General features: G+C 62.4%; 16 protein-coding genes. 8 read left to right on the top strand and 8 right to left on the bottom strand.

Annotated features, from left to right (window positions below; genetic code table 11):
* Nucleotides 1-408 (top strand): hypothetical protein (locus ACIPL0_RS29960; protein ID WP_400601001.1); only part of this gene is annotated, 408 nt, incomplete at its 5' end.
* Between the two features lie 206 nt (nt 409-614).
* Here ACIPL0_RS29960 and ACIPL0_RS29955 read toward each other — a convergent pair.
* The gene (locus tag ACIPL0_RS29955; RefSeq protein ID WP_400601003.1) at nt 615-1,649 is read right to left on the bottom strand and encodes a LacI family DNA-binding transcriptional regulator; all 1,035 of its coding nucleotides are present in this window, start codon (nt 1,647-1,649) and stop codon (nt 615-617) included.
* A 92-nt stretch (nt 1,650-1,741) separates the two neighbouring features.
* Nucleotides 1,742-2,635, bottom strand: coding sequence for a DMT family transporter (locus ACIPL0_RS29950; protein WP_400601005.1), 894 nt, complete (start codon nt 2,633-2,635; stop codon nt 1,742-1,744).
* 97 nt (nt 2,636-2,732) lie between these two features.
* Here ACIPL0_RS29950 and ACIPL0_RS29945 point away from each other — a divergent pair, with 97 nt between their 5' ends.
* The 4 genes from ACIPL0_RS29945 (at nt 2,733) to ACIPL0_RS29930 (ending at nt 8,738) form a co-directional block, all read left to right on the top strand.
* On the top strand, nt 2,733-4,067 hold the full coding sequence (locus ACIPL0_RS29945) for a PLP-dependent aminotransferase family protein (RefSeq protein ID WP_400601007.1): 1,335 nt from the start codon (nt 2,733-2,735) through the stop codon (nt 4,065-4,067).
* 175 nt (nt 4,068-4,242) lie between these two features.
* Complete coding sequence (locus tag ACIPL0_RS29940) at nt 4,243-4,914, top strand: ATPase (RefSeq protein WP_400601008.1); 672 nt, start codon at nt 4,243-4,245, stop codon at nt 4,912-4,914.
* Nucleotides 4,915-5,603: 689 nt separating this feature from the next.
* Nucleotides 5,604-7,328, top strand: a complete 1,725-nt coding sequence (locus ACIPL0_RS29935) for a hypothetical protein (RefSeq protein WP_400601009.1) — start codon at nt 5,604-5,606, stop codon at nt 7,326-7,328.
* A gap of 1,149 nt (nt 7,329-8,477) precedes the next feature.
* Entirely contained in the window at nt 8,478-8,738 is a 261-nt protein-coding gene (locus ACIPL0_RS29930) for a DUF2790 domain-containing protein (RefSeq protein WP_400601011.1), read from the top strand.
* A gap of 66 nt (nt 8,739-8,804) precedes the next feature.
* Here the strand turns inward: ACIPL0_RS29930 and ACIPL0_RS29925 are convergent, their stop codons facing one another.
* The 4 genes from ACIPL0_RS29925 to ACIPL0_RS29910 all read right to left on the bottom strand — a co-directional run bounded on the left by ACIPL0_RS29925 (nt 8,805) and on the right by ACIPL0_RS29910 (nt 13,946).
* The gene (locus ACIPL0_RS29925) at nt 8,805-9,740 is read right to left on the bottom strand and encodes a LysR family transcriptional regulator (RefSeq protein ID WP_400601012.1); all 936 of its coding nucleotides are present in this window, start codon (nt 9,738-9,740) and stop codon (nt 8,805-8,807) included.
* A gap of 84 nt (nt 9,741-9,824) precedes the next feature.
* Nucleotides 9,825-11,306: an efflux transporter outer membrane subunit gene (locus tag ACIPL0_RS29920; protein WP_400601014.1), complete on the bottom strand. Its 1,482-nt coding sequence runs from the start codon at nt 11,304-11,306 to the stop codon at nt 9,825-9,827.
* Between the two features lie 19 nt (nt 11,307-11,325).
* Nucleotides 11,326-12,822, bottom strand: a complete 1,497-nt coding sequence (locus ACIPL0_RS29915) for a DHA2 family efflux MFS transporter permease subunit (protein ID WP_400601016.1) — start codon at nt 12,820-12,822, stop codon at nt 11,326-11,328.
* Nucleotides 12,819-13,946 carry an HlyD family secretion protein gene (locus tag ACIPL0_RS29910; protein ID WP_400601017.1) on the bottom strand — a complete coding sequence of 376 codons (1,128 nt, stop codon included), beginning with the start codon at nt 13,944-13,946 and terminating at the stop codon, nt 12,819-12,821. Before ACIPL0_RS29910 ends, ACIPL0_RS29915 begins: the two co-directional genes overlap by 4 nt.
* A 317-nt stretch (nt 13,947-14,263) precedes the next feature.
* Here ACIPL0_RS29910 and ACIPL0_RS29905 point away from each other — a divergent pair, with 317 nt between their 5' ends.
* Together ACIPL0_RS29905 and mug are read left to right on the top strand one after the other, a co-directional pair.
* Nucleotides 14,264-14,887 carry a TetR/AcrR family transcriptional regulator gene (locus ACIPL0_RS29905; RefSeq protein WP_400601019.1) on the top strand — a complete coding sequence of 208 codons (624 nt, stop codon included), beginning with the start codon at nt 14,264-14,266 and terminating at the stop codon, nt 14,885-14,887.
* Nucleotides 14,888-14,923: 36 nt separating this feature from the next.
* Nucleotides 14,924-15,433, top strand: coding sequence for a G/U mismatch-specific DNA glycosylase (gene mug / locus ACIPL0_RS29900; protein WP_400601020.1), 510 nt, complete (start codon nt 14,924-14,926; stop codon nt 15,431-15,433).
* A gap of 114 nt (nt 15,434-15,547) precedes the next feature.
* On the opposite strand, the gene ACIPL0_RS29895 is transcribed toward mug, so the two are convergent.
* Nucleotides 15,548-15,937, bottom strand: a complete 390-nt coding sequence (locus tag ACIPL0_RS29895) for a RidA family protein (RefSeq protein ID WP_400601022.1) — start codon at nt 15,935-15,937, stop codon at nt 15,548-15,550.
* Nucleotides 15,938-16,081: 144 nt separating this feature from the next.
* Here ACIPL0_RS29895 and ACIPL0_RS29890 point away from each other — a divergent pair, with 144 nt between their 5' ends.
* Entirely contained in the window at nt 16,082-16,984 is a 903-nt protein-coding gene (locus tag ACIPL0_RS29890) for a LysR substrate-binding domain-containing protein (RefSeq protein WP_400601024.1), read from the top strand.
* A gap of 231 nt (nt 16,985-17,215) precedes the next feature.
* Here ACIPL0_RS29890 and ACIPL0_RS29885 read toward each other — a convergent pair whose 3' ends face one another.
* The gene (locus ACIPL0_RS29885; protein ID WP_400601026.1) at nt 17,216-19,639 is read right to left on the bottom strand and encodes a glucose/quinate/shikimate family membrane-bound PQQ-dependent dehydrogenase; all 2,424 of its coding nucleotides are present in this window, start codon (nt 19,637-19,639) and stop codon (nt 17,216-17,218) included.
* Nucleotides 19,640-20,050 lie beyond the last annotated feature (411 nt).

The following is a 20,050-nucleotide window of genomic DNA, read 5'->3' as shown; positions in this document are numbered from 1 at the left end:
AGCTTGGCTCCCTCACGTGCTCAAAAGGCACCGCTGCTCATCAGCTGCCATCCACCCCTCTCACCTCTGACATTACCTCAGCTAAAGACACAAGCGCTGCTCGCGAAGGCGGTGGACCTGTTGGCACGGCGTTGTCTGAACGAACGCCATCGCGAGCAAGCTCACTCCTACCGGATTTGTGGTTTCCGCATTTCTATCGCATGTCCCGAGAATCTGTGGGAGGGAGCCCTGCTCGCGAAGGCGGTGGACCTGTTGGCACGGCGTTGTCTGAACGAACGCCATCGCGAGCAAGCTCACTCCTGCAGGATTTGTGGTTTCCGCATTTCTATCGCATGTCCCGAAAACCTGTGGGAGGGAGCCCTGCTCGCGAAGGCGGTGGGTCAGTCAATACGGCTTTGTCTGGACTGACGCCTTCGCGAGCAAGCTCACTCCTACCGCATTTGTGGTTTCCGCATTTCTATCGCATGTCCCGAGAACCTGTGGGAGCGTGGCTTGCCCGCGAAAGCAGTGTGTCAGTCGATGCAGCCTTGTCTGAACGAGCGCCATCGCGAGCAAGCTCACTCCTACAGGATTTGTGGTTTCCGCATTTCTATCGCATGTCCCACAGATTCAGCTCAGGTGCTTTCCCGGGAAACGATCTCGTAGCCGGTCACCACCACTTCGGCCGGGCGGGGCTGGCCGTCGCGTCGGGCCTTGTCGGCGGCGAGCAGCAGTTCGCCGGCGCGGCGGCCGATCTGGTAGGGGTCGACGGCGATGGTGGTGATGGTCGGCGTGCAGTAGCGCGACACCTCGAAATCGCCGAAGCCGGCCACGGCGATGTCCTGCGGTACTTTCAGGCCTCGGCGGTGGCATTCCATGATCGCGCCGAACGCCGACAGGTCGCTGACGCAGATCACCGCATCGGTGTCCGGCCATTGCTCCAGCAGCAACCCGACGGACTCGCCGCCATGGCTCATGGTGATCGGCGAATCACCGTGTTCGATGAGGCGCGGCGCAAGGCCCAGCGCCGTCAGCGCCAGTAGATAACCTTGCTGACGCTGTTGGCCGCGATGATCCAGAGGCGACGCACCACCGATAAACGCAATGCGTCGATAGCCCTTGGCGTGCAGGTGACGAACCATGCTCGCCGCCGCTTCAGCGTTGGAAAAACCCACGGACTGGTCGAGCGGATCGTCCGGCACGTCCCAGGTTTCCACCACTGGCACCTGGGCCTGGCGCAGCATCTGCCGGGTCGTGTCCAGGTGCGCGCTGCCGGTCAGCATCACCCCCAGCGGCCGATGCCGCAGCAGGGTGCGCACTAGCAAGGCTTCCTGATCGAGGTGGTAATCGGTGTCACCGAGCAGCAGGCACAGCCCGCGCTCGCGGACCACGTCGTTGAGCCCACGCACGGTGTCGGCGAAGTTGGAACTCACCAGCGACGGCACCAGTGCCACCACGAACTCCGAACGCCCGCTGGACAAGGTGCCGGCCGAGGCGTCGGGCAGATAACCGAGACTGTCGATGGCGGCCTGCACCCGCTGCGTGGTTAGCGGCGACACATCGCGCCCGGCCAGCACCCGCGACACAGTCATCTTCGACACGCCAGCCAGCCGCGCGACGTCGGCCATGCGCGGCACGCCGCCGGTTTTCTCGGGTTCCTTGTCACTCATACGTCGGTCGACTTCCTGCGGCTGCGGGCGAGGGCGCCCAGGTGGGCGCGTGTGGCTGGCGATTATATACAGCCAGATGCCCGCGGTGCCGCTCAGGAAAAACGCCGTGCTCCGGCCACGCAGGCAATCACCGCCACGGTGACACCGAGCATGCCCAGGCTCACGGCTTCATGCAGCAGGGTGGCGGCCAACGTCAGGCCGAAGAACGGTTGCAGCAGTTGCAACTGGCCGACAGCCGCGATGCCACCCTGGGCCAGGCCGCGATACCAGAACACGAAACCGATCAGCATGCTGAACAACGACACATAGCCCAGGCTCCACCACGCCGGGGCGGTGACGTGGGCGAACGACGGTGGCAGGGTCCAGGCGCTCAGCACCAGCATCACCGGCAGGGACACCACCAGCGCCCAGCAGATCACCTGCCAGCCGCCCAGCGTGCGGGACAATTTCGCGCCTTCGGCGTAACCCAGGCCGCAGGCGAGGATTGCCAGCAACATCAGCAGGTCGCCCAGCGGCGAAGCGGTCAGGCCTTGCAGGCAGGCAAACGCCACCACCAGGCTGCTGCCGAGGATGGAAAACAGCCAGAACGCCGGTCGTGGCCGCTCGCCGCCGCGCATCACGGCAAAACTGGCCGTCGCCAGCGGCAACAGGCCGACAAAGACGATGGAGTGCGCCGAGGTCACGTACTGCAGCGCCAGCGCGGTCAACAGCGGAAAACCCAGCACTACACCGAGCGCGACGACGGTCAGTGGCAGCCACTGATGTTTCGCCGGGCGTTTTTCCTTCAACAGCCACAGCAACAACACCGCCAGCACCCCGGCGATGGAGGCGCGGGCCACGGTGAGAAACACTGGATCGAATTGCTGCACGGCGATGCGGGTGGCCGGCAGCGAGCCGCTGAAAATGATCACCCCCAGCAGGCCATTGAGCCAGCCGCGGGTGTTGTGGGTGCTGCGCTGTTGCTGCACGTTGGAGGCATGTTCCATGGTCGGCCGGCTCGGTCAGTGAAGAGGGCGGTTGCGTGGCCCTCATCCTGCGACCTATTATCATGACAATCAAAAAATTGTCATGGATACATCGCCAATGCCACGCGCCCGCTACAAGACCCTGGTCGATGATTTCGCCGCCGATATTGCCTCCGGCGCACTGGCCCCCGGCACGCGCTTGCCGACCCATCGGCAATTGGCCGAAGCCCACGGTCTGGCGCTGGTCACCGCCTCGCGGGTGTATGCCGAGCTGGAAGCCATGGGGCTGGTCAGCGGCGAAACCGGTCGTGGCACCTTCGTGCGGGAAACCGCGCTGCCGCCCGGCCATGGGGTCAATCAGGAGGCGCCAGCGGCCGGCGTGCTCGACCTCAATTTCAATTACCCGGCGCTACCGGAGCAGGCCGAATTGCTGCGCGGGGCGTTGCGGCAGCTGGCGCTGTCCGGCGATCTGGAGGCGCTGCTGCGCTATCAGCCCCACGCCGGACGCAGTCACGAGCGCGCCTGCTTTGCCCGACATCTGCAGGTGCGCGGTCTGCGGGTCGACGCTGAACAGGTGCTGATCGTCAGCGGTGCGCAGCATGGCCTGGCGGTGACGGCCATGGCACTGCTCAAACCGGGCGACGTGGTGGCCGTGGACGCGCTGACCTATTCGGGCTTTAAGGTGGTCGCCGAGGCGCAGCGGCTGGAACTGGTGCCGATTCCACTGAATACCTACGGGCCGGATCTGCAGGGTCTGGAAAAGCTCTGTCGCACGCGGCGGGTCAAGGCCGTGTACACGATGCCGACGCTGCACAACCCGATGGGCTGGGTCATGGATCTGCCTTGGCGTGAGCGCTTGGTGCAGATCGCCCGTCAGCACGATCTGCTGTTGATTGAAGACGGCGCCTATGCGTTTCTGGCCGAGGACGCGCCGGCGCCCGTGCAGACCCTGGCGCCGGAGCGGACCGTCTACGTCTCGGGGTTCTCCAAGAACATCGCCACCGGCCTGCGCGTCGGTTATGCAGTGGCGCCGCCTGGGTGGGTGCCGCTGCTGGAGCGCGCCATCCGTGCCACCACCTGGAACACGCCGGGCGTGATGACTGCGCTGGTCTGCGGCTGGATCGAGGACGGCACACTGGCCCGGCTTGAACGGCAGAAGCGCGAAGATGCTCGCGGTCGCCAGCTCGTTGCCCGGCGGATATTGGCGGGGCTGAACGTGATCAGCCATCCGGCATCGTATTTTCTCTGGCTGCCGTTGCCGGAAGAGGTGCGCGCTGATCAGGTGGCGGTGGCCTTGCTGGAGGTGAACGTGGCGGTGTCGACCGCCGAACCGTTCGCGATATCCAGCCCGGTGCCCCATGCGATCCGTCTGGCGCTGGGTTCGCTGGACGGCGAAGCGCTGGAACTGGCGCTGCATAAAGTCAGCCAGATCGTCGGCCGCTTCGCCTGGTGATCAGGCCGAAAAAGCATAGGGGCCGGGGGCTTTATTCAGGAAAACGTAAAAGACTTTCTTCGCCCGCGTACCATTTCTGAAATCGATAGTTAACATCAAGGATCGGGAGTTCTTTTTTTTTCTGGAAGGAGCAGGATAGAGCCATACCGAACTGGCTTCAGAAGGATACGACGCGATGAGAATTTCAACCCTGCTGGCTCTTGTCGCCGTATTGACCGGCGGTTTCATCGCCACCGCTCCGGCGTCCGCCGCTGAAGAGCAGTCCTGCCATTTCATGCCGGTTTCCGACAGCACCCTGGGCCTGAAAGCGACCCAGTCGGTGGGTGTGCTCTACAGCGAAAACACCGTCAACACCCTTCAGTATCTGGAGCGCTACCACGCCACCGCCCTCAAAGGCGTGAAGAGCGGCGTGCTCGACTCGCGGATTCGCGATGCCTTCGTCAACAGCTCTGACCCGAAACTGGCCATCGACTGGTTGAAAGGCTCGCTGGAGAAGGAGTTTGCTTCGGTGACTGTCTACGACAACCTCGATGCGTTGATGGCTGCACGGCCTGATGTGGTGGTGATGCTCGACACTTACAGCCAACTGGTGACCCAGCGCAACAGCCAGTTCGAAGCGCGCTTCGTTGCCAAGTTCTACGACAACAACCTGCAGTACATCGGCAAGGCCGAAGGTGTGGGCGCCAAAGAGCTGTCATCGGTCTGGGTCCACGACAAGAGCGCCCCGGAAATCGCCGCGCAGATCAACCAGCAGCGCGACCTGCAGGTCAACGCCCTGAAACAGTTCGACGCCTCGCTCAAAGCGCTGGTGACTGGTGGGCAGATGGCGGAAGTCGCCAGCAAGTAAGCCCCCAGCGAGTCGCTCTCCTTTTCCCCTGGCAGCATGGCTTGCCGACGGCGGTGTCCTGATGGACATCACTGTCGACAAGCCGTGTTGTCGTCTGCTGTTTTGGTTTGACGCGGATGGCGTCAGGCAAACTTTCTTTCTCCGTTATTCAACGGGCCCGATACCGCATTGTTTCGAACAGGTTATTCACGAAATTTTCATGAATTTAACGCCGTATTCATAACTTGCGGTCTTTCGAATGGTGAGCGGTTCTTATTTATACAGATGAACTTCTGCGTATGGGTATGTGCGTCCGTTTTATAGTTAACCCAAACGTGGTGGTACTTCCCCGGTTCTGGGTAAGGCCTTTAATTACAATGACTAAGTTCAACATTTTTTTGACAATTGATCGTTGTTTTTTCGGGCGGTGCTCATTTATCAAATAACGGCATGGCAAGTGCTAGGGCAATGTCGGCTAATAAATGATCTCCTGCGAAAGTGCCCGAAACCGGCCAGTGCATTGCCGCGCGGGATCGATGGAACAACCGCTACCCGGTATTCCAGGTCGAGCCATTCATTCGATACCTGCATCGCTCCGTATGGTTTGCACGGGTCTTTGTGCATGTCGGGTCTGCGGGACAATCGAACGGTTGCAAACGGCTGGCAGCGTTTCGGAGAACACTATGAACATATGTGCAGGAATCAAAACCTTGGCCGCAGCCCTCGCGCAAAAGCGGCCTGGCGGTATTTTCGGTCGTCCGGCACTGGTCGCCGGTGCGGTGCTGACCGCTCTGGCGTTGAGCTTTGCCGGAGTCGGCGATACCTGGGCCAAAGGCGGGACCGCCAAGCCGGTCAAGGGCGCTACACCACCTTTCAATACGCCGACATTGCCTGACCCGGTATTTACCGACCCGTTGGCAATACATGGCTTTGATATCACCGGCTTCATTCAGGACATGACAGTCGATGCCAGTAACAGCAATTGCCCCAATACCAGTAATCCGGGTCGTTTGGGCGGAACCGTGGTGGTCAATGGCACGACAATTACCGTGCCGTGCAACTCGGTGATTCAGATGCCTGCCAACACACTGACTTGGGCCGAGTTCGTTCACGGTGGCCCGCTGGGTCTCAAACAACTGCCGGTCACGTATCCGTCGTTTGAAGTTCATGTTGTCGGCAACACGGTCAGTGGCAAACAGATCGCCGGACTGATCTTTATTTCCCAGCAATCAGCCCATGTCGGCAGCGGTTATATCAGCCGGATCGACGAGACCACCGGCAATATTGAAGTGACCAGTGCCAACTCGTCGCAACCGACCATTCTGCAGATCAACGATCCCAATGGGCGCTTCGGACGTGCGCAAAGTCCCGACCCGCGCTTTTCCGTAGATGACGCCAACCCGACGATTCACTCGGCCACCGGATATCCGATGTGCGTACCGCGTACAGGCGATGACGCGCTCTGCCCGCAGAAAAACCGGCCCAAAGTGGTCACCCCGACAACCACCAACAACTGCCGCAACTTCTCCCAGGCTGGCGTGCCTTTGCCGGCGGCGGGCGAGTTGACACCGCCGAGGCCGGGGCAGGTCTATTGCAGCCAGTTCGTCATGAAGCGTTTCAGTGACCCGACCCGGACCGCCACCGACCCGGATCCGACGCAACAAGTGCCGTTCGAGGTCGGCGACTTCATCACCTATTCCGGCACGCTGTTCAAGTCGACCAGCGGCGGTTATCCGGATTTCATCTCGGCTCACACCATCGAAGCCAATCTCGGCATTTATACCCAGCCAGGCACTCAGCCCAGCTATCTGGCGATTGGCGAGTTCGGCGTCGGCACGGCTGATCCGACACTGATTGCGGTCAACGGCGCCGCTCAGGAAACCCAGGACCGTATCTTCCTCGAAGCGCTGACCACTGACGTCAAGACGCCGGTGGACATCTACCTGATCGATGTCGACCCTGCGACCGGCGTACAAACCAACCGTTGGGTCACACCGTTCGAGATGACAGGGGAGTGCGACCCTTCAGGCGTGCTGGCGGCTTCCTGTGCCGGTGCTTCGGGCGGGATCACCACACAGAACGTCGGTGCCCAGCCGCAACGCGCCCGGTTGCGGGCCAGCAAGGCGCCGACCGGGCTGCTCAGCCAGCCGAGCCGCACCTTGCGGGTCGTGGCGCGCTCGCTGTGCGTACCCCAGCCGACATTGCCCCAACCGGGGGTGGACAGCTGCCTGCAGAATGCCAGTCGCCTGACCGTGGCCAACGGCTTGGTTGCCGGTCAATACGTGGCGCCGGTGTTTGAATTCATCTTTCCGGAAAACGTCATGCCGGGGGATGTGGTGGTACCCAATGACTTCTGGCACCTGCCGTTCCTGCGCAACGGCGAGGGTGCCACCACCCCAACCGGTGTCGGCGCGCTGGAACCGACACCCTGGTAAGCAACGCCATCACCTGCACCCCGTAGCAGTCCGGCTTGCCGGCGGCAGCGATCATGCGGACGCCACCGCCGGCAAGCCGGACTGCTACGGGCCAGCGAACACCGCCGCTTTTGCCTCTGGCCAAAGGCCGTGGGAGCGTGGCTTGCCCGCGAAAGCGTCAACCCAGACAACACCGTGCCGACTGACCCACCGCCTTCGCGAGCAGAGCTCCCTCCCACAGGATGTGTGGTTGCCGCCTCTCCAACGGATGACCCAAAACCCGTAGCAGTCCGGCGAACACCGCCGCAATTGCTTCTGGTCGCAGGCCGTAGGAGCGCGCTTGCCCGCGAAAGCGTCAGCCCAGACAACACCGTGCCAGCAGTCCCACCGCCTTCGCGAGCAGAGCTCCCTCCCACAGGTTATTCTCGGGACATTCGATAGAAATGCGGAAACCACAAACCCTGTAGGAGTGAGCTTGCTCGCGATGGCGTTCGTTCAGACAACACAGTGCCGACTGACCCACCGCCTTCGCGAGCAGGGCTCCCTCCCACAGGATGTATGTGTTTTCCGCCTCTCCAACGGATAACCCAAAACCCGTAGCAGTCCGGCGAACACCGCCGCTTTTGCTTCTGGCCGCAGGCCGTGGGAGCGCGCTTGCCCGCGAAAGCGTCAGTCCATACAACCCCATGCCAGCAGTCCCACCGCCTTCGCGGGCAAGCCACGCTCCCACAGGTTCTTCTCGGGACATTCGATAGAAATGCGTAAACCACAAACCCTGTAGGAGTGAGCTTGCTCGCGATGGCGTTCGTTCAGACAACACAGTGCCAACTGACCCACCGCCTTCGCGAGCAGGGGTCCCTCCCACAGTATTAGTGTGTTTTCCGCCTCTCCAACGGATGACCCAAAACCCGTAGCAGTCCGGCTTGCCGGCGGCAGCGATCATGCGGACGCCACCGTCGGCAGGCCGAACTGCTACAGAGCAAACCCACCATTTATGCCGAATTCGACAATAGTCTTTGTCTCACTCGCGACTGTTTGTCGACCCTGCAAGTGCCTAATATCGCTTCTACCGGATGAGTAAACAAATGCTCGCCGGGAGAACTCGATAGGCACGATCAACTTCCTGGTCAGTCCGGCCTTGAAGTCACTCTCTAATCAATGGTGAAGCACATGAAACTTGCAAAGTTTGCAATGATGTTGGCGCTCGGCAGTATGGTGGCCCCGGTGTTTGCTGAAAGTTCGGCAACTGCCCAGGCGCCGGTTGAAACTTACAACTACGCGATGAAGCTGGATATCGCCAAAGTCATCGCCGTGACCGATATCTCCGACCGTTGCGGCCCAGCGCCGGTGCAGATGACATATCAGGATTCCAAGGGCCAGCAGCACGTCGTCGAATATCAGGCGATGGGCACCGATTGCACTAACGGCTGATGCGCGTGCGGGCGATGGAGGGTCGACACTCCATGACCGCCGCTGTAATGAAACGCTGAATCTTTATTATCGTGTCACCGACCCTGCGATATCTTCATCGGCTGCCAGTAATTGCGGAATGCATGACTTGAGGTATTCAACCCAGGTCTTTGTTTTGGCATCGACGAACTTTCTCGATGGATAAATGGCAAACAGATTCAATTCCTCGAGGCGATAAGCCGGCAATACCCGCACCAATGTTCCCGCCTTCAACCCCTCCACGGCCGACGCAATCGGCTGAATGCCAATGCCCATGCCGTTCTTGATCGCCACCGTCATGCCGTCCGCTGTATTGACGTGAAACGGCGAGGTCAGCACATGCACGGTTTCCTCCCCCTGTGGCCCGTTGAACGTCCAGTGCTCGACCGGCATCACCGTGTTGACGATGCGCAGGCAGTCGTATTCGGCCAGCTCCGCCGGCGTCTGCGGCATGCCATGTTTGGCCAGATAGCCTGGTGAGGCGCAGAGGATGCTGTAGGTCACCCCCAGGCGTTGGGCGACAAAACCGGAATCGGGCAGGTCCCGTGCCAGTACGATCGACATGTCGTAGCCCTCTTCGAGCAGGTCGGGCAGGCGGTTGGTCAGCACCAGATCGAACATCACCGAGGGGTGCGTTTCGCGGTATCGGGCGATGGCGTCGATCACGTAGTGGTTGCCGATGGCCGACATGGTGTGGATCTTCAGACGCCCGGCGGGCAGGGTGTGGGCGGTGCCGGCTTCCTCGTCGGCCTCGCGCATTTCTTCGAGGATCTTTTCGCAGCGTTGCAAATAGCGAATGCCGGCTTCGGTGAGTGCCAGGCGCCGCGTGGTGCGGTTGATCAGGCGCGTGTGCAGGCGCGCTTCAAGGGCGGAAACGGCTTTGGAAACGTTGGTGGTCGTGGTGTTGAGGACTTCGGCGGCGCCGGTGAAGCTGCCGCTCTGCGCCACGGCAACGAAGCAACGCATGGTCTGGAAGGTGTCCATCGTTTCACTCGGAAAAAGTCATGGCTTGATGAAAGCAAAAAGAGGGCGGTTCGGCAAAACCGCCCTCGTCGGAAGAACGCCCGGTCAGGACTTGGCCGGCGCCGGGCTGGCCGAGCGCTGGTCGAACACGCCCACCGAATTGCCGCCCAGGGCGACGAACAGGTGCACGGTGTCGAGGTAGCGTTCGGTCTTGACCTTGATCTCGCCCAGCAGTGCCTGCTCGTAGGCGCGTTCGGCTTCCAGCACTTGCAGGATGCTGTTCTCACCCTGGGCGTAGGCTTGCTGGTTCAGACGCCGGCTGGTGTCGGCCGCGCGCAGGGCGTCTTGCTGGGCCACATGTTGTTCGGCGTCATGGTTGATCGCCTGCAGCGTATCGGCGACCTGGCCGAACGACTTGATCACCGTCTGTTGATAGCCGGCGAGGGTGGCCTTGTAGCCGTCCACCGCCGCTTGACGCTCGGCTTCCAGGGTACCGCCGCTGAAGATCGGTGCGGTCAGTCCCGCGGCGAAGCCCCACAGTGCCGCGCCGCCGTTGCCGGAGGCGGCCTGGGCCAGCGAAGCCGACAGTTCGATGTGCGGATACAGATTGGCGGTGGCGATGCCCACAGCGGCGCTGGCCATGTGCAGTTGCGCCTCGACTTGCAGCACGTCCGGACGGTTGTGCGCGGTTTCCGAAGGCAGGCTGACCGGTACGCTGGCCGGCAGGACCAGCTCGCTCAGTTCGAAGTCCGGCGCGACCCAGTCGCCCGGGCCTTTGCCGGTCAGGATCGCCAGGGCATGGCGGGCCGCGTCGCGTTGCTGGGCCAGCGGCGGCAGCAGGGTACGGTCCTGGGCCAGACGGGTTTCCGCCAGCGACACGTCGATCTGCGTGGTGGTGCCGTTGGCGTGGGCCATGCGCACCAGCTTGAGGTTCTTCTCGTCGTTTTCCAGCAGCCGTTGCACGGCCTGCATCTGCGCGTTGGCCGAGGCGATCAGGATGGCCTGGCTGGCGACATCGCCGGTCAGGGTCAGGTACGCCGCTTCGTAACGATGCTTTTGCAGTTCGGCGAAGGCCTGTTGCTGTTCGACCGCACGCTTGTTGCCGCCGAAGGCGTCGAGGTCGAAGGTCACGCGCGGGCCGATGGCGTAGAAGTTGTCGACCGAAGGCTCGGGGCCGTTGTGGGTGCGTTGACGTCCGGCCTGGGCGCCCAGATCCACCTGCGGATACAGCACGCCTTCCGCCGCCGCGACCGATGACGCGGCCTGGCGAATGGTTGCGTCGGCGGCGACCAGATCGAGGTTGCCGTTGATGGTGCGGTTCACCAGTTGGTCGAGCTTGGCCGACTGAAAGGTCGACCACCAGTTGCCGCTGACCGGCTTGCCCAGCTCGATGCGCTGCTGGCCTTTGCCGGTGCCGTTCTCGCCCAGGCGCTGTTCGGCCTGAGGATCGTAATGTTGCGAGGTGTCGCTGTTCGGGCGCACGAAGTCGGGGCCGACGGTGCAGGCCGAGAGCATGACCATGACGGCCAGCGCACTGAGTTTCGCGCGCAGCAAGGGTCTTTTGATGTCCAGAGCGTTAGATCTCATTTTGCAGACTCCACGAAAATCAGTTGGCCGGTGTCGGCTTGCGAAGGAAGACAATCAGCGGCGCGACGATAAGCATCGCCAGCATCAGCACCTTGAACTGGTCCATGACCCCGATGAACGCGGCCTGGCCGGTGATCATCTCGTTGAGGCCGGCCAGTGACGGCAAGGGGGCCGATGCGCTGATCGAGTGTTGGGCGGCGTGGTACGGCGTCAGGTGGCTGACCAGCGCCTGATGCATCGCCTGGGTGTTGTTGTAGAAGTACGCCTGGACGATGGCGATGCCCAGCGTGCTGCCGTACACCCGGGCCAGGTTGAACAGGCCGGTGCCTTCCGGGCGGAATTTCGGGTCGAGGGTGCTGAAGGCCATTTTCATCAGCGCCGGCATCAGGATGCCCATGCCGACACCCTGGATGAACCCGGCCAGCGCCACCGGCGTCCAGTCCATCAGTGGCGAATAACCCAGCATCGTCCAGTTGGCATAGATCACGATGGCCGCTCCCGCCATGACCATCGGGCGGTGATCGACGCTCGCCGGAATCCGCCCCATCAACAGGAACGCGCCGACCAGACCGACACCCCGTGGCACGGTCATCAGGCCGGTGGTGATCGGCGGATAACCGAGGATTTCGTCGAGCATCGGCGAGGTCAGCGCCAGGGTTGGCAACAGCACGAAACCGAAGGCGAAGAAGAGGATGGTCGAGAGAACGAAGTTGCGGTCCTTGAACAGGTGCTTGCCGAGGAAGTGGGTTTTCGCCGTGAAGATATGCGCGAAAAACAGGTAGAAACCCAGCCCCGAGGCGATGGCTTCGGCCCAGATTTCCGGTGACTCGAACCACTCCATGCGCTCGCCTCGGTCCAGCAGCATCTGCAGGCCGATCATGCCCAGGGTGAAGGTGGCGAAACCGAAGAAATCGAACGCCGGGGCGCCCGCCGCTTTCTTGTTCGGCAGCAGCAAGGCCACCGCCAGCATGATGAACGCCACCAGTGGCTGGCTGGCATGGAACAGCGCGTGCCAGCCGAAGTACTCGCTGAGGTAGCCGCCGACGCTGGGGCCGGTGACGATGCCGAGCAAGACGATGGCGGTCCAGGCGATGCCGAACTTCGGCCGCTTGGCCGGGGCCAGGGTTTCCATGGCGATGCCCATGGACAGCGGCGCCATGATGCCGGCGGCGAGGCCCTGGACGATGCGCGCGGTGGTGAACTCCATCGGCGTGGTGGCGCAGGTCGCCAGCCACAAGCTGAAGGCGAACACCAGCAGGGTGGTCTGGTAGACGGTTTTCAGGCCGAAGCGCGCGGACAGCCAGCCGGCCAGCGGCATGCTGATGGCGCTGGCCGCGAGGTACGCGGTGAAGATCCAGCCGGCTTCGTCATCGGTCATCGAGATGCCGGCCTGGATAAACCGCAGCGCCGCGTTGGGCACCGACACGTTGGCCGACTGAATGTAGGTGGCGATCAACGCGGCGATGTGCAACGTCCGCGTGGCCGCGCTCGAAGGCGTTGCAGCAGGGGCGTTCATCGGAAGCTACTCGCGGTCATCATCGTTTTGAACGGACGCCACCACGGGCTGCGGAAACCGGTATCGACGGTGACCGTGGCGCTGATGCCCGAGTACAGCGGGTGTTGCGGGTCGGCTTCGTCCAGTTCCAGACGTACCGGCACGCGCTGCACCACCTTGACCCAGTTGCCGGTGGCGTTTTCCGGCGGCAGCAGGGCGAAGTCGGAACCGGCGCCTGGGCTCATGCTGACCACGTGGGCCTTGAACACGACACCGGGGTAGGTGTCGATGCTGATCTCGGCTTCCTGGCCGGGGCGCATGTGGGTGACTTCGGTTTCGCGGAAGTTGGCTTCGACCCAGATGTCCTTGTCGGAAATCAGCGCGAACGTCGCCGCGCCATTGCTGACGAAGCTGCCGACCTGCAGATCGTCGACCTTGGCGACGATGCCGTCTTCCGGGGCGAACACCGAGGCGTAAGAAAGGTAAAGCTGCGCCTGGTCGAGCTGGGTTCTGGCTTCACGCACACTCGGATGATCGTCGGCGTTGATCGCCGGGTTGCCGTTCAGGGCAACCACGGTGTTAGCGATCTGTTGCTCGATGGAAGCGATGCGCTGGCGGGACACTTTAAGGTCGGTGTCGGCGCGCTCGAAGATCGATTTCGAGACGAATTCGGTGGCCACCAAGGCCTTCTTGCGCAGGTATTCCTTCTGATCGAAGTCGGCGGTTTCTTTCGCCGATTGCAGGTCGGCCTGCTGCTGGCGGTAGTTGGCCTTGAGGCCTTCGATGCGCAGGCGCGCAATGTTCAACTGCGCTTCGGCACGGTTGACGGCGATCTGGAACGGCTCCGGGTCGATGCGGTACAGCAGCTGACCTTTATGCACCTGCTGGTTGTCGCGCACGGCGATTTCGCTGATCTGCCCGGACACGCGGGCGTTGATCGAGGTCTTGGCGATGCGCGCGTTGGCGTTGTCGGTGGAAACGTAGGGTTCGCCAGCCTTGTAATGGATGGCCCCGGCAATGGCCGCGATCAGCGGTACGCCGACCAGCAGAAACGGGCGGATTCGGGCGCTGAACGGCTTCTTCACCGGGGCCGGGCCCGGGTGTTCGTTGGCTTGCTTGGCTGTGCTGTCGAACTGTGTGGTCATGATCGAATTCACCTGTAAACCGGGAAGTCGGGCACACACCTGCGGCGGACGCCGGCGGCCCTGGATGTCGTATGTAAGGGTTGTGAGGACTTGAGCCCGGTTGATCTGGCGACGTTGCGCTGCGTCAACCGCTCCCACAAAACTGCCAAAGCCTGTGCGCTGCGGAGGGTGTCTCCCGTGCGCTTGTCTCTTCGCCACGACGCTCGGTTCGAGCTGGGCGGGAATAACCTGCGATTCAGAAATTTCTGGTTTCTGAATTTTGTGCGATGGTGTAAAAATATAACCTCTTCCTCCGACACGCAAGGATTTTGTACACCATGGCACAAAAAAAGATTACCGAGGGCAGAGGCCGCGGCCGCCCCCGTGCGTACGACCCCGACACCGCGCTGCAACAGGCGCTGGGGGTGTTCTGGAACACCGGCTATTCCGGCGCCTCGCTGGACAGCATCGCCACGGCGGCGGGGATGAATCGCCCCAGCCTGTACGCGGCGTTCGGCGACAAGCACGCGCTGTACATCAAGGCGCTGGAGCAGTACTGGGATTTCGCCGTCGCCGACATGCACCTGGCGTTGATGGACGAAAACATGAGCCTGTCGGACGCGCTGATGCGTTTTTATGAAGGACAACTGGCGATCTATTTTTCCGGGGAAGGCCAACCCCGAGGCTGCTTCGCCATTGGCACGGCGACGGCCGAAGCGGTGGAGGACGTGGAGATTCGCGAGCTGCTCTCGGACCGTCTGAGCCGGCTGGATGAGGATCTGGAGGTGCGTCTGCAACGGGCCGTGGATTCCGGCGAACTGGACGGCGATATCGACCCGAAGGCTCTTGCGGTATTGGCGTCGGCGTTGCTGCACAGCATTTCGATTCGCGCCCGGGCGGGCAAATCCCGCGCTGAACTCACGGAACTCGCCCGTCATGCGGTCGGTGTCATTTGCGCATGATCGACCCCGACATCATCGGGTTTTGTGAGGTTTGGCGTGACTGAACGACTGGAAGACATTGTTGCCGGGGAGCTTGCAGTGCTGTTCTGCGGCATCAATCCAGGCCTGACCGCCGCTGCCCAAGGGCATCATTTTGCGGGCAGGGGCAATCGTTTCTGGCGCACGCTGCATCTGGCCGGGTTTACTCCGGTGGCGCTGCGCCCGGAAGACGATCGACAGATTTTGCAGTACCGCTGCGGCCTGACCGCGGTGGTCGAACGCCCGACAGCGCGGGCCGACCAGTTGTCTCAGGCGGAATTCGCCGAGGCCGCCGCGTCTTTTGAACAGAAAATCATCCATTACGCACCACGGTTCGTGGCTTTTCTCGGCAAGGCCGCCTATGCCGCGCTGTCGGGTCAGCGCGAAGTGGCATGGGGGCGACAGCCACGGCCATTCGGCGGCGCGACGGTGTGGGTGCTGCCCAACCCCAGCGGGCGCAACCTGGCGTTTTCCCAGGTGCAACTGGTGGAAGCATATCGCGAGCTTTACCTGGCGACCCAGACTTGAGCCAGTGGAGCGTGGCTTGCCCGCGAATGCGTCAGGTCCTGCGCTGCCAGGTTGTCTGATTAAACCGCTTCGCGGGCAAGCCCGCTCCCACAAGGTCCACGGCGTCAGTGCTATCTACGGCAATTTCGCAATCACCTTGATCTCGAAATCGAACCCGTACAACCAGGTCACACCCACCGCCGTGAGGGTCGGATGCGGTGCTTCGCCCCAGAACTCCGGGACCACCGCCCATACGCGCTCGAAGGTCGATTGCGGGTCGACCATGAACACGGTGACGTCGATCACGTCATCGAAGGTGCAACCGGCGGCTGCGAGAATCGCGTTGAGGTTGGTGAAGGCCCGCCGCACCTGCTGTTGCAGATCCGGTTCGGGCGAGCCGTCTTCCCGGCTGCCGACCTGGCCGGACACGAACAGCAGGCCATTGGCGCGGATCGCTGGCGAGTAGCGGTTGCGTTCATACAGCGCCTGGCGTCCAGGCGGGAATACCACGTCACGTTGCGTCATGTTGCTGTCTCCATCGATGGCCCGGATTCGGGCCGCAGTGAGCGATGGGCAGACTGTAGGCACTTGCCGAACACCGATAAACGCGCAAGGCTGCTCAACACTGTTTGCAGAAACCAAACAATCACTTCGTTTATCGGGATTTTCATGGACCGTTTCGACGCCATGCAGGCGTTCGCCCGCGTCGTGCAGACCGGCAGTTTCACCAAGGCCGCGATGACCCTGCACATGAGCAAGACCAGCGTGACGCAACTGGTGCAGCAACTCGAAGCGCGGCTGCGGGTGCGCCTGCTCAACCGCACCACGCGCAAAGTGCAGGTCACCGCCGAAGGTGCGGTGTTCTACGAGCGTGTGCTCGGCCTGCTGGCGGACCTGGACGACGCCGAAACCAGCCTGACCGGTGCCGCCGCCGTGCCGCGCGGGCGCCTGCGGGTGGACGTGCCGAGCCCGTGGGCCAGCCATATCCTGATTCCGGCATTGCCAGCGTTTCATGCGCGATATCCGGAGATCCGCATCGACCTTGGCGTGAGCGATCGTGTGGTCGACCTGATCGATGAGAACGTCGACTGCGTGATCCGTGGCGGCGAGCTGACCGACCAATCGCTGATGGCCCGGCATATCGGCGATCTGCAACTGGGTGTCTTTGCCGCGCCCGGCTATTTGCAGCGTGCCGGTGTGCCTGAGCATCCGCAGGCGCTGGAAAACGCCGACCATCGGATCGTCGGTTTTCGTTGGGCGCGCACGGGGCGGCTGTTTCCGATAGTGATGAGCCGGGAGGGTGAGACGCTGGAGGTGCAGGGCCAGTACGCGCTGGCGGTCGACGACGGCAATGCCTACCTCGCCGCCGGGCTGGCCGGCATGGGCGTGCTCTGGCTGCCGGCATACATGGCCGACGGTCCGGTCAGCCGCGGCGAACTGCTGCCACTGTTTACCGACTGGCGCTTGCAGCCGATGCCGATGTACCTGGCCTACACGCCGAAACGGCATGTCAGCCTGCGGCTGCGGGTGTTTATCGATTGGGTGGTGGAGTTGATGGCGGGGCAGGGCTGAGGGTCAACGCCACACGCGAATCCTGTAGGAGCTGGCTTGTCCTGCGAGCGGCTGCGGAGCAGTCGTAAAACCTGACGACCCCGTATGTCTGACACACCGCGTACACCGGTTTTACGACGGGTGCCCCGCCGCTCGCAGGGCAAGCCAGCTCCTACAGGGAGGGTGTATTCGCAGGCATAAAAAAACCGCCATCAGCCAAAGGCCGATAGCGGTTTTTTTGTGTTCACGCAGTTACTTGCTGTCAGGCAAGCCGTAAGCGATCACGTAGTCACCGCGATCAGCCGACTGGCGTGCGCCGCCGGCGGTGATGACGATGTACTGCTTGCCGGTTTTCGGCGAGACGAAGGTCATCGGGCCACCCTGGCTGCCCACCGGCAGGCGGGCTTTCCAGGCTTCTTCACCGTTGGCGCTGTTGAACGCACGCAGGTAGTAGTCCTGAGTACCGGCGATGAACACCAGGCCGCCCTGGGTCGACAAGGTGCCACCCAGCGTCGGCATGCCGATCGGCAGCGGCATGTGCATTTTGATGCCCATGGGACCGGTGTCCTGCACGGTACCGACCGGCACTTGCCAGGCGATCTTGCGGGTTTTCATGTCGATGGCCGACAGGGTGCCGAATGGCGGCGCCTGGCACGGAATGCCGGCGACCGACAGGAAGCGGTTCTTGTTGACCGCATACGGCGTGCCCTTGAGCGGTACGGCGCCCATGCCGGTGTTCAGCGCTTCACCGCCGGACGATGCCTTGGCGTCTTTCTCCTGCGGCACCATCTGAATCCACAGGCCCAGACGCATGTCGTTGACGAAGATGAAACCGTGTACCGGGTCGGTGGAAATGCTGCCCCAGTTCATGCCGCCCAGCGAACCCGGGAAGCTCAGCGAAATGTCGGTGCCCGGCGCGGTGTACAGGCCTTCATAACGCATTTTCTTGAACGAAATACGGCACAGCAGCTGGTCGAACGGGGTAGCACCCCACATGTCCGATTCGGTCAGGGTCGGCGCGCCGATCTGCGGCATGCCTACCGATTTCGGTTGGGTCGGCGAGTACGGCTCGTTCGGAATGTTCGACGGCTTGACCGGTACTTCCTTGACCTCGGTCAGCGGTTGACCGGTGTGGCGGTCCAGCACGTAGATCTGCCCGGCCTTGGTGCCGATCACCACCGCCGGCACTTTGCTGCCGTCGTCTTTGGTGAAGTCGATCAGGCTCGGCTGCATTGGCAGGTCGAAGTCCCACAGGTCGTTGTGAACGGTCTGATACACCCACTTCTGCTCACCGGTGGTGGCGTTCAGCGCCAGCACGGAGGCGCCGTAGGTGTGGTCCAGTCTGGTCCGCTCGACACCGTAGATGTCGGTGGACGAGCTGCCCATCGGCAGGAACACGGTGTTCATCGCCGGGTCGTAGGACATCGGCGCCCAGCTGTTCGGCGTGCTGCGCACGTAGGTGCTGCCGTCGGCCGGGGCTCTCTTGTCTTGCGGGTTGCCCGGGTCGAAGGCCCAGCGCATCTGCCCGGTGATCACGTCGAAACCACGGATCACGCCGCCTGGCATGTCGGTCTGCACGTTGTCGGCCACGCGGCCGCCGACCACCACGGTGGTACCGGCCATCAGCGGCGCGGACGACAGTTGATAGTAGGAATCCGGAACCTTGCCCAGACCGGCTTTCAGGTCGACCTGGCCGTTGTCGCCGAAGCCCTGGCACAGCTCGCCGGTGTCGGCGTCGACCGCGATCAGGCGCGCGTCGATGGTGTTGGTCAACAGGCGACGCTGGCAGTTGGCACCGGCCGGAACGCTGGCCGGCAGGGCAGGGGTGCTGCCGTCGGTCGGCTGGGCCACGGCGGCGGTGGCGTCGAAATACGCCAGGCCACGGCAACGTTGCCACACGGCAGACTTGGCGTTGGTTTCGTGCTTCCACAGCTGTTTGCCGGTGTCGGCGTCCAGTGCGATGACGTTGTTGTGCGGGGTGCAGATGAACACCTTGTCGCCGATCTGCAACGGGGTCATCTGGTCTTCGGCACCGTTGCCGTCGCTGATCGCCACATCACCGGTGTGATAGGTCCAGATCGGCACCAGTTTCGACACGTTGCTGCGGTTGATCTGGTCCAGCGCAGCGAAGCGGCTGCCGCCCTCGTCGTTGCCGTAATGGGCCCAGTCTTTCTGCGCTTTGGCCGGGTCGACCTTGGTCAGCGCCGGGCCATCACCGGTCGGTGTGACCGAAGCGTGAGGCTGGAACATGCCCCAGAAACCGGCCGCCATGGCAACCGCCAGCACCGCGCCGAGGGCGTAACCGCCACGACCGGCCGCCAGGCCGTTAGCCTTGCGCAGGCTCGGGTAGACCAGCGCCACCAGCAGGCTCAACACGCCGAAGGCAAACAGGCGCGACACCAGCGGCCAGAACACCAGACCGGCATCGACCAGCGCCCAGATCACAGTCGCGACCATGACCACGGTAAACAGCCAGGCACCGCCCAGACGACGCTTGAACAGCAAAAACGAAGAAGCGATCAGGCCCAGGCCGGCCAGCAGGAAATACCAGCTGCCGCCGAGAGTGACGAGATAACCGCCACCGGCGGTGAACAGTAAGCCAAAGAGCAGCACGCCGAAGGCGACGACCCAAAGGGGCCAGCGGCTGACGGGTGCCGAAGGTCGAGACGTAGTCATGTTGCTTGATCCTGCTGACGCCGGACGTCGGTGAGCGTTCGGCGATGGTGGGAACGATGATTTCGGGCTGACGTCGAGGTGTCGACAACCCGGATATTCAGGTCGTGTCAGCGCCTGTGTTGGAGGCGAGGCAGACCGGTTCATCCATGAAAAGCGTAATTAACTGGTTAGTTAATTTTGCGAATCGTAACAAAAAAACCGCGCCCTGCGGCAAATTGTCCACGGATGCGGCGGATAAACACCGTTGTCGATTCGGTAACAATAGCTACAGACGCCACTATTTGTAGGAGTGAGCTCTGCTCGCGATAGCGGTAAGTCAGTCAACACCGTTTCAGCAGGAAAGACGCCATCGCGAGCAGAGCTCCCTCCCACAGGACTCAGGGTGTCTGAGGTACTTCGGCAAGGCATCCA

It is taken from the genome of Pseudomonas sp. NPDC090208 (genome assembly GCF_044746785.1).
Taxonomy (GTDB): domain Bacteria; phylum Pseudomonadota; class Gammaproteobacteria; order Pseudomonadales; family Pseudomonadaceae; genus Aquipseudomonas.
The sequence above is the reverse complement of the archived record's forward strand: the minus strand, read 5'-3'. Positions and strand labels throughout refer to the sequence as shown.

Excerpts from the sequence above, each read along its gene's own strand:
- ACIPL0_RS29955 (WP_400601003.1), bottom strand. The coding sequence starts at position 1,649 with ATGAGTGACAAGGAACCCGAGAAAACCGGCGGCGTGCCGCGCATGGCC.
- ACIPL0_RS29950 (WP_400601005.1), bottom strand. The coding sequence starts at position 2,635 with ATGGAACATGCCTCCAACGTGCAGCAACAGCGCAGCACCCACAACACC.
- ACIPL0_RS29945 (WP_400601007.1), top strand. The coding sequence starts at position 2,733 with ATGCCACGCGCCCGCTACAAGACCCTGGTCGATGATTTCGCCGCCGAT.
- ACIPL0_RS29940 (WP_400601008.1), top strand. The coding sequence starts at position 4,243 with ATGAGAATTTCAACCCTGCTGGCTCTTGTCGCCGTATTGACCGGCGGT.
- ACIPL0_RS29930 (WP_400601011.1), top strand. The coding sequence starts at position 8,478 with ATGAAACTTGCAAAGTTTGCAATGATGTTGGCGCTCGGCAGTATGGTG.
- ACIPL0_RS29925 (WP_400601012.1), bottom strand. The coding sequence starts at position 9,740 with ATGGACACCTTCCAGACCATGCGTTGCTTCGTTGCCGTGGCGCAGAGC.
- ACIPL0_RS29920 (WP_400601014.1), bottom strand. The coding sequence starts at position 11,306 with ATGAGATCTAACGCTCTGGACATCAAAAGACCCTTGCTGCGCGCGAAA.
- ACIPL0_RS29915 (WP_400601016.1), bottom strand. The coding sequence starts at position 12,822 with ATGAACGCCCCTGCTGCAACGCCTTCGAGCGCGGCCACGCGGACGTTG.
- ACIPL0_RS29910 (WP_400601017.1), bottom strand. The coding sequence starts at position 13,946 with ATGACCACACAGTTCGACAGCACAGCCAAGCAAGCCAACGAACACCCG.
- ACIPL0_RS29905 (WP_400601019.1), top strand. The coding sequence starts at position 14,264 with ATGGCACAAAAAAAGATTACCGAGGGCAGAGGCCGCGGCCGCCCCCGT.
- ACIPL0_RS29895 (WP_400601022.1), bottom strand. The coding sequence starts at position 15,937 with ATGACGCAACGTGACGTGGTATTCCCGCCTGGACGCCAGGCGCTGTAT.
- ACIPL0_RS29890 (WP_400601024.1), top strand. The coding sequence starts at position 16,082 with ATGGACCGTTTCGACGCCATGCAGGCGTTCGCCCGCGTCGTGCAGACC.
- ACIPL0_RS29885 (WP_400601026.1), bottom strand. The coding sequence starts at position 19,639 with ATGACTACGTCTCGACCTTCGGCACCCGTCAGCCGCTGGCCCCTTTGG.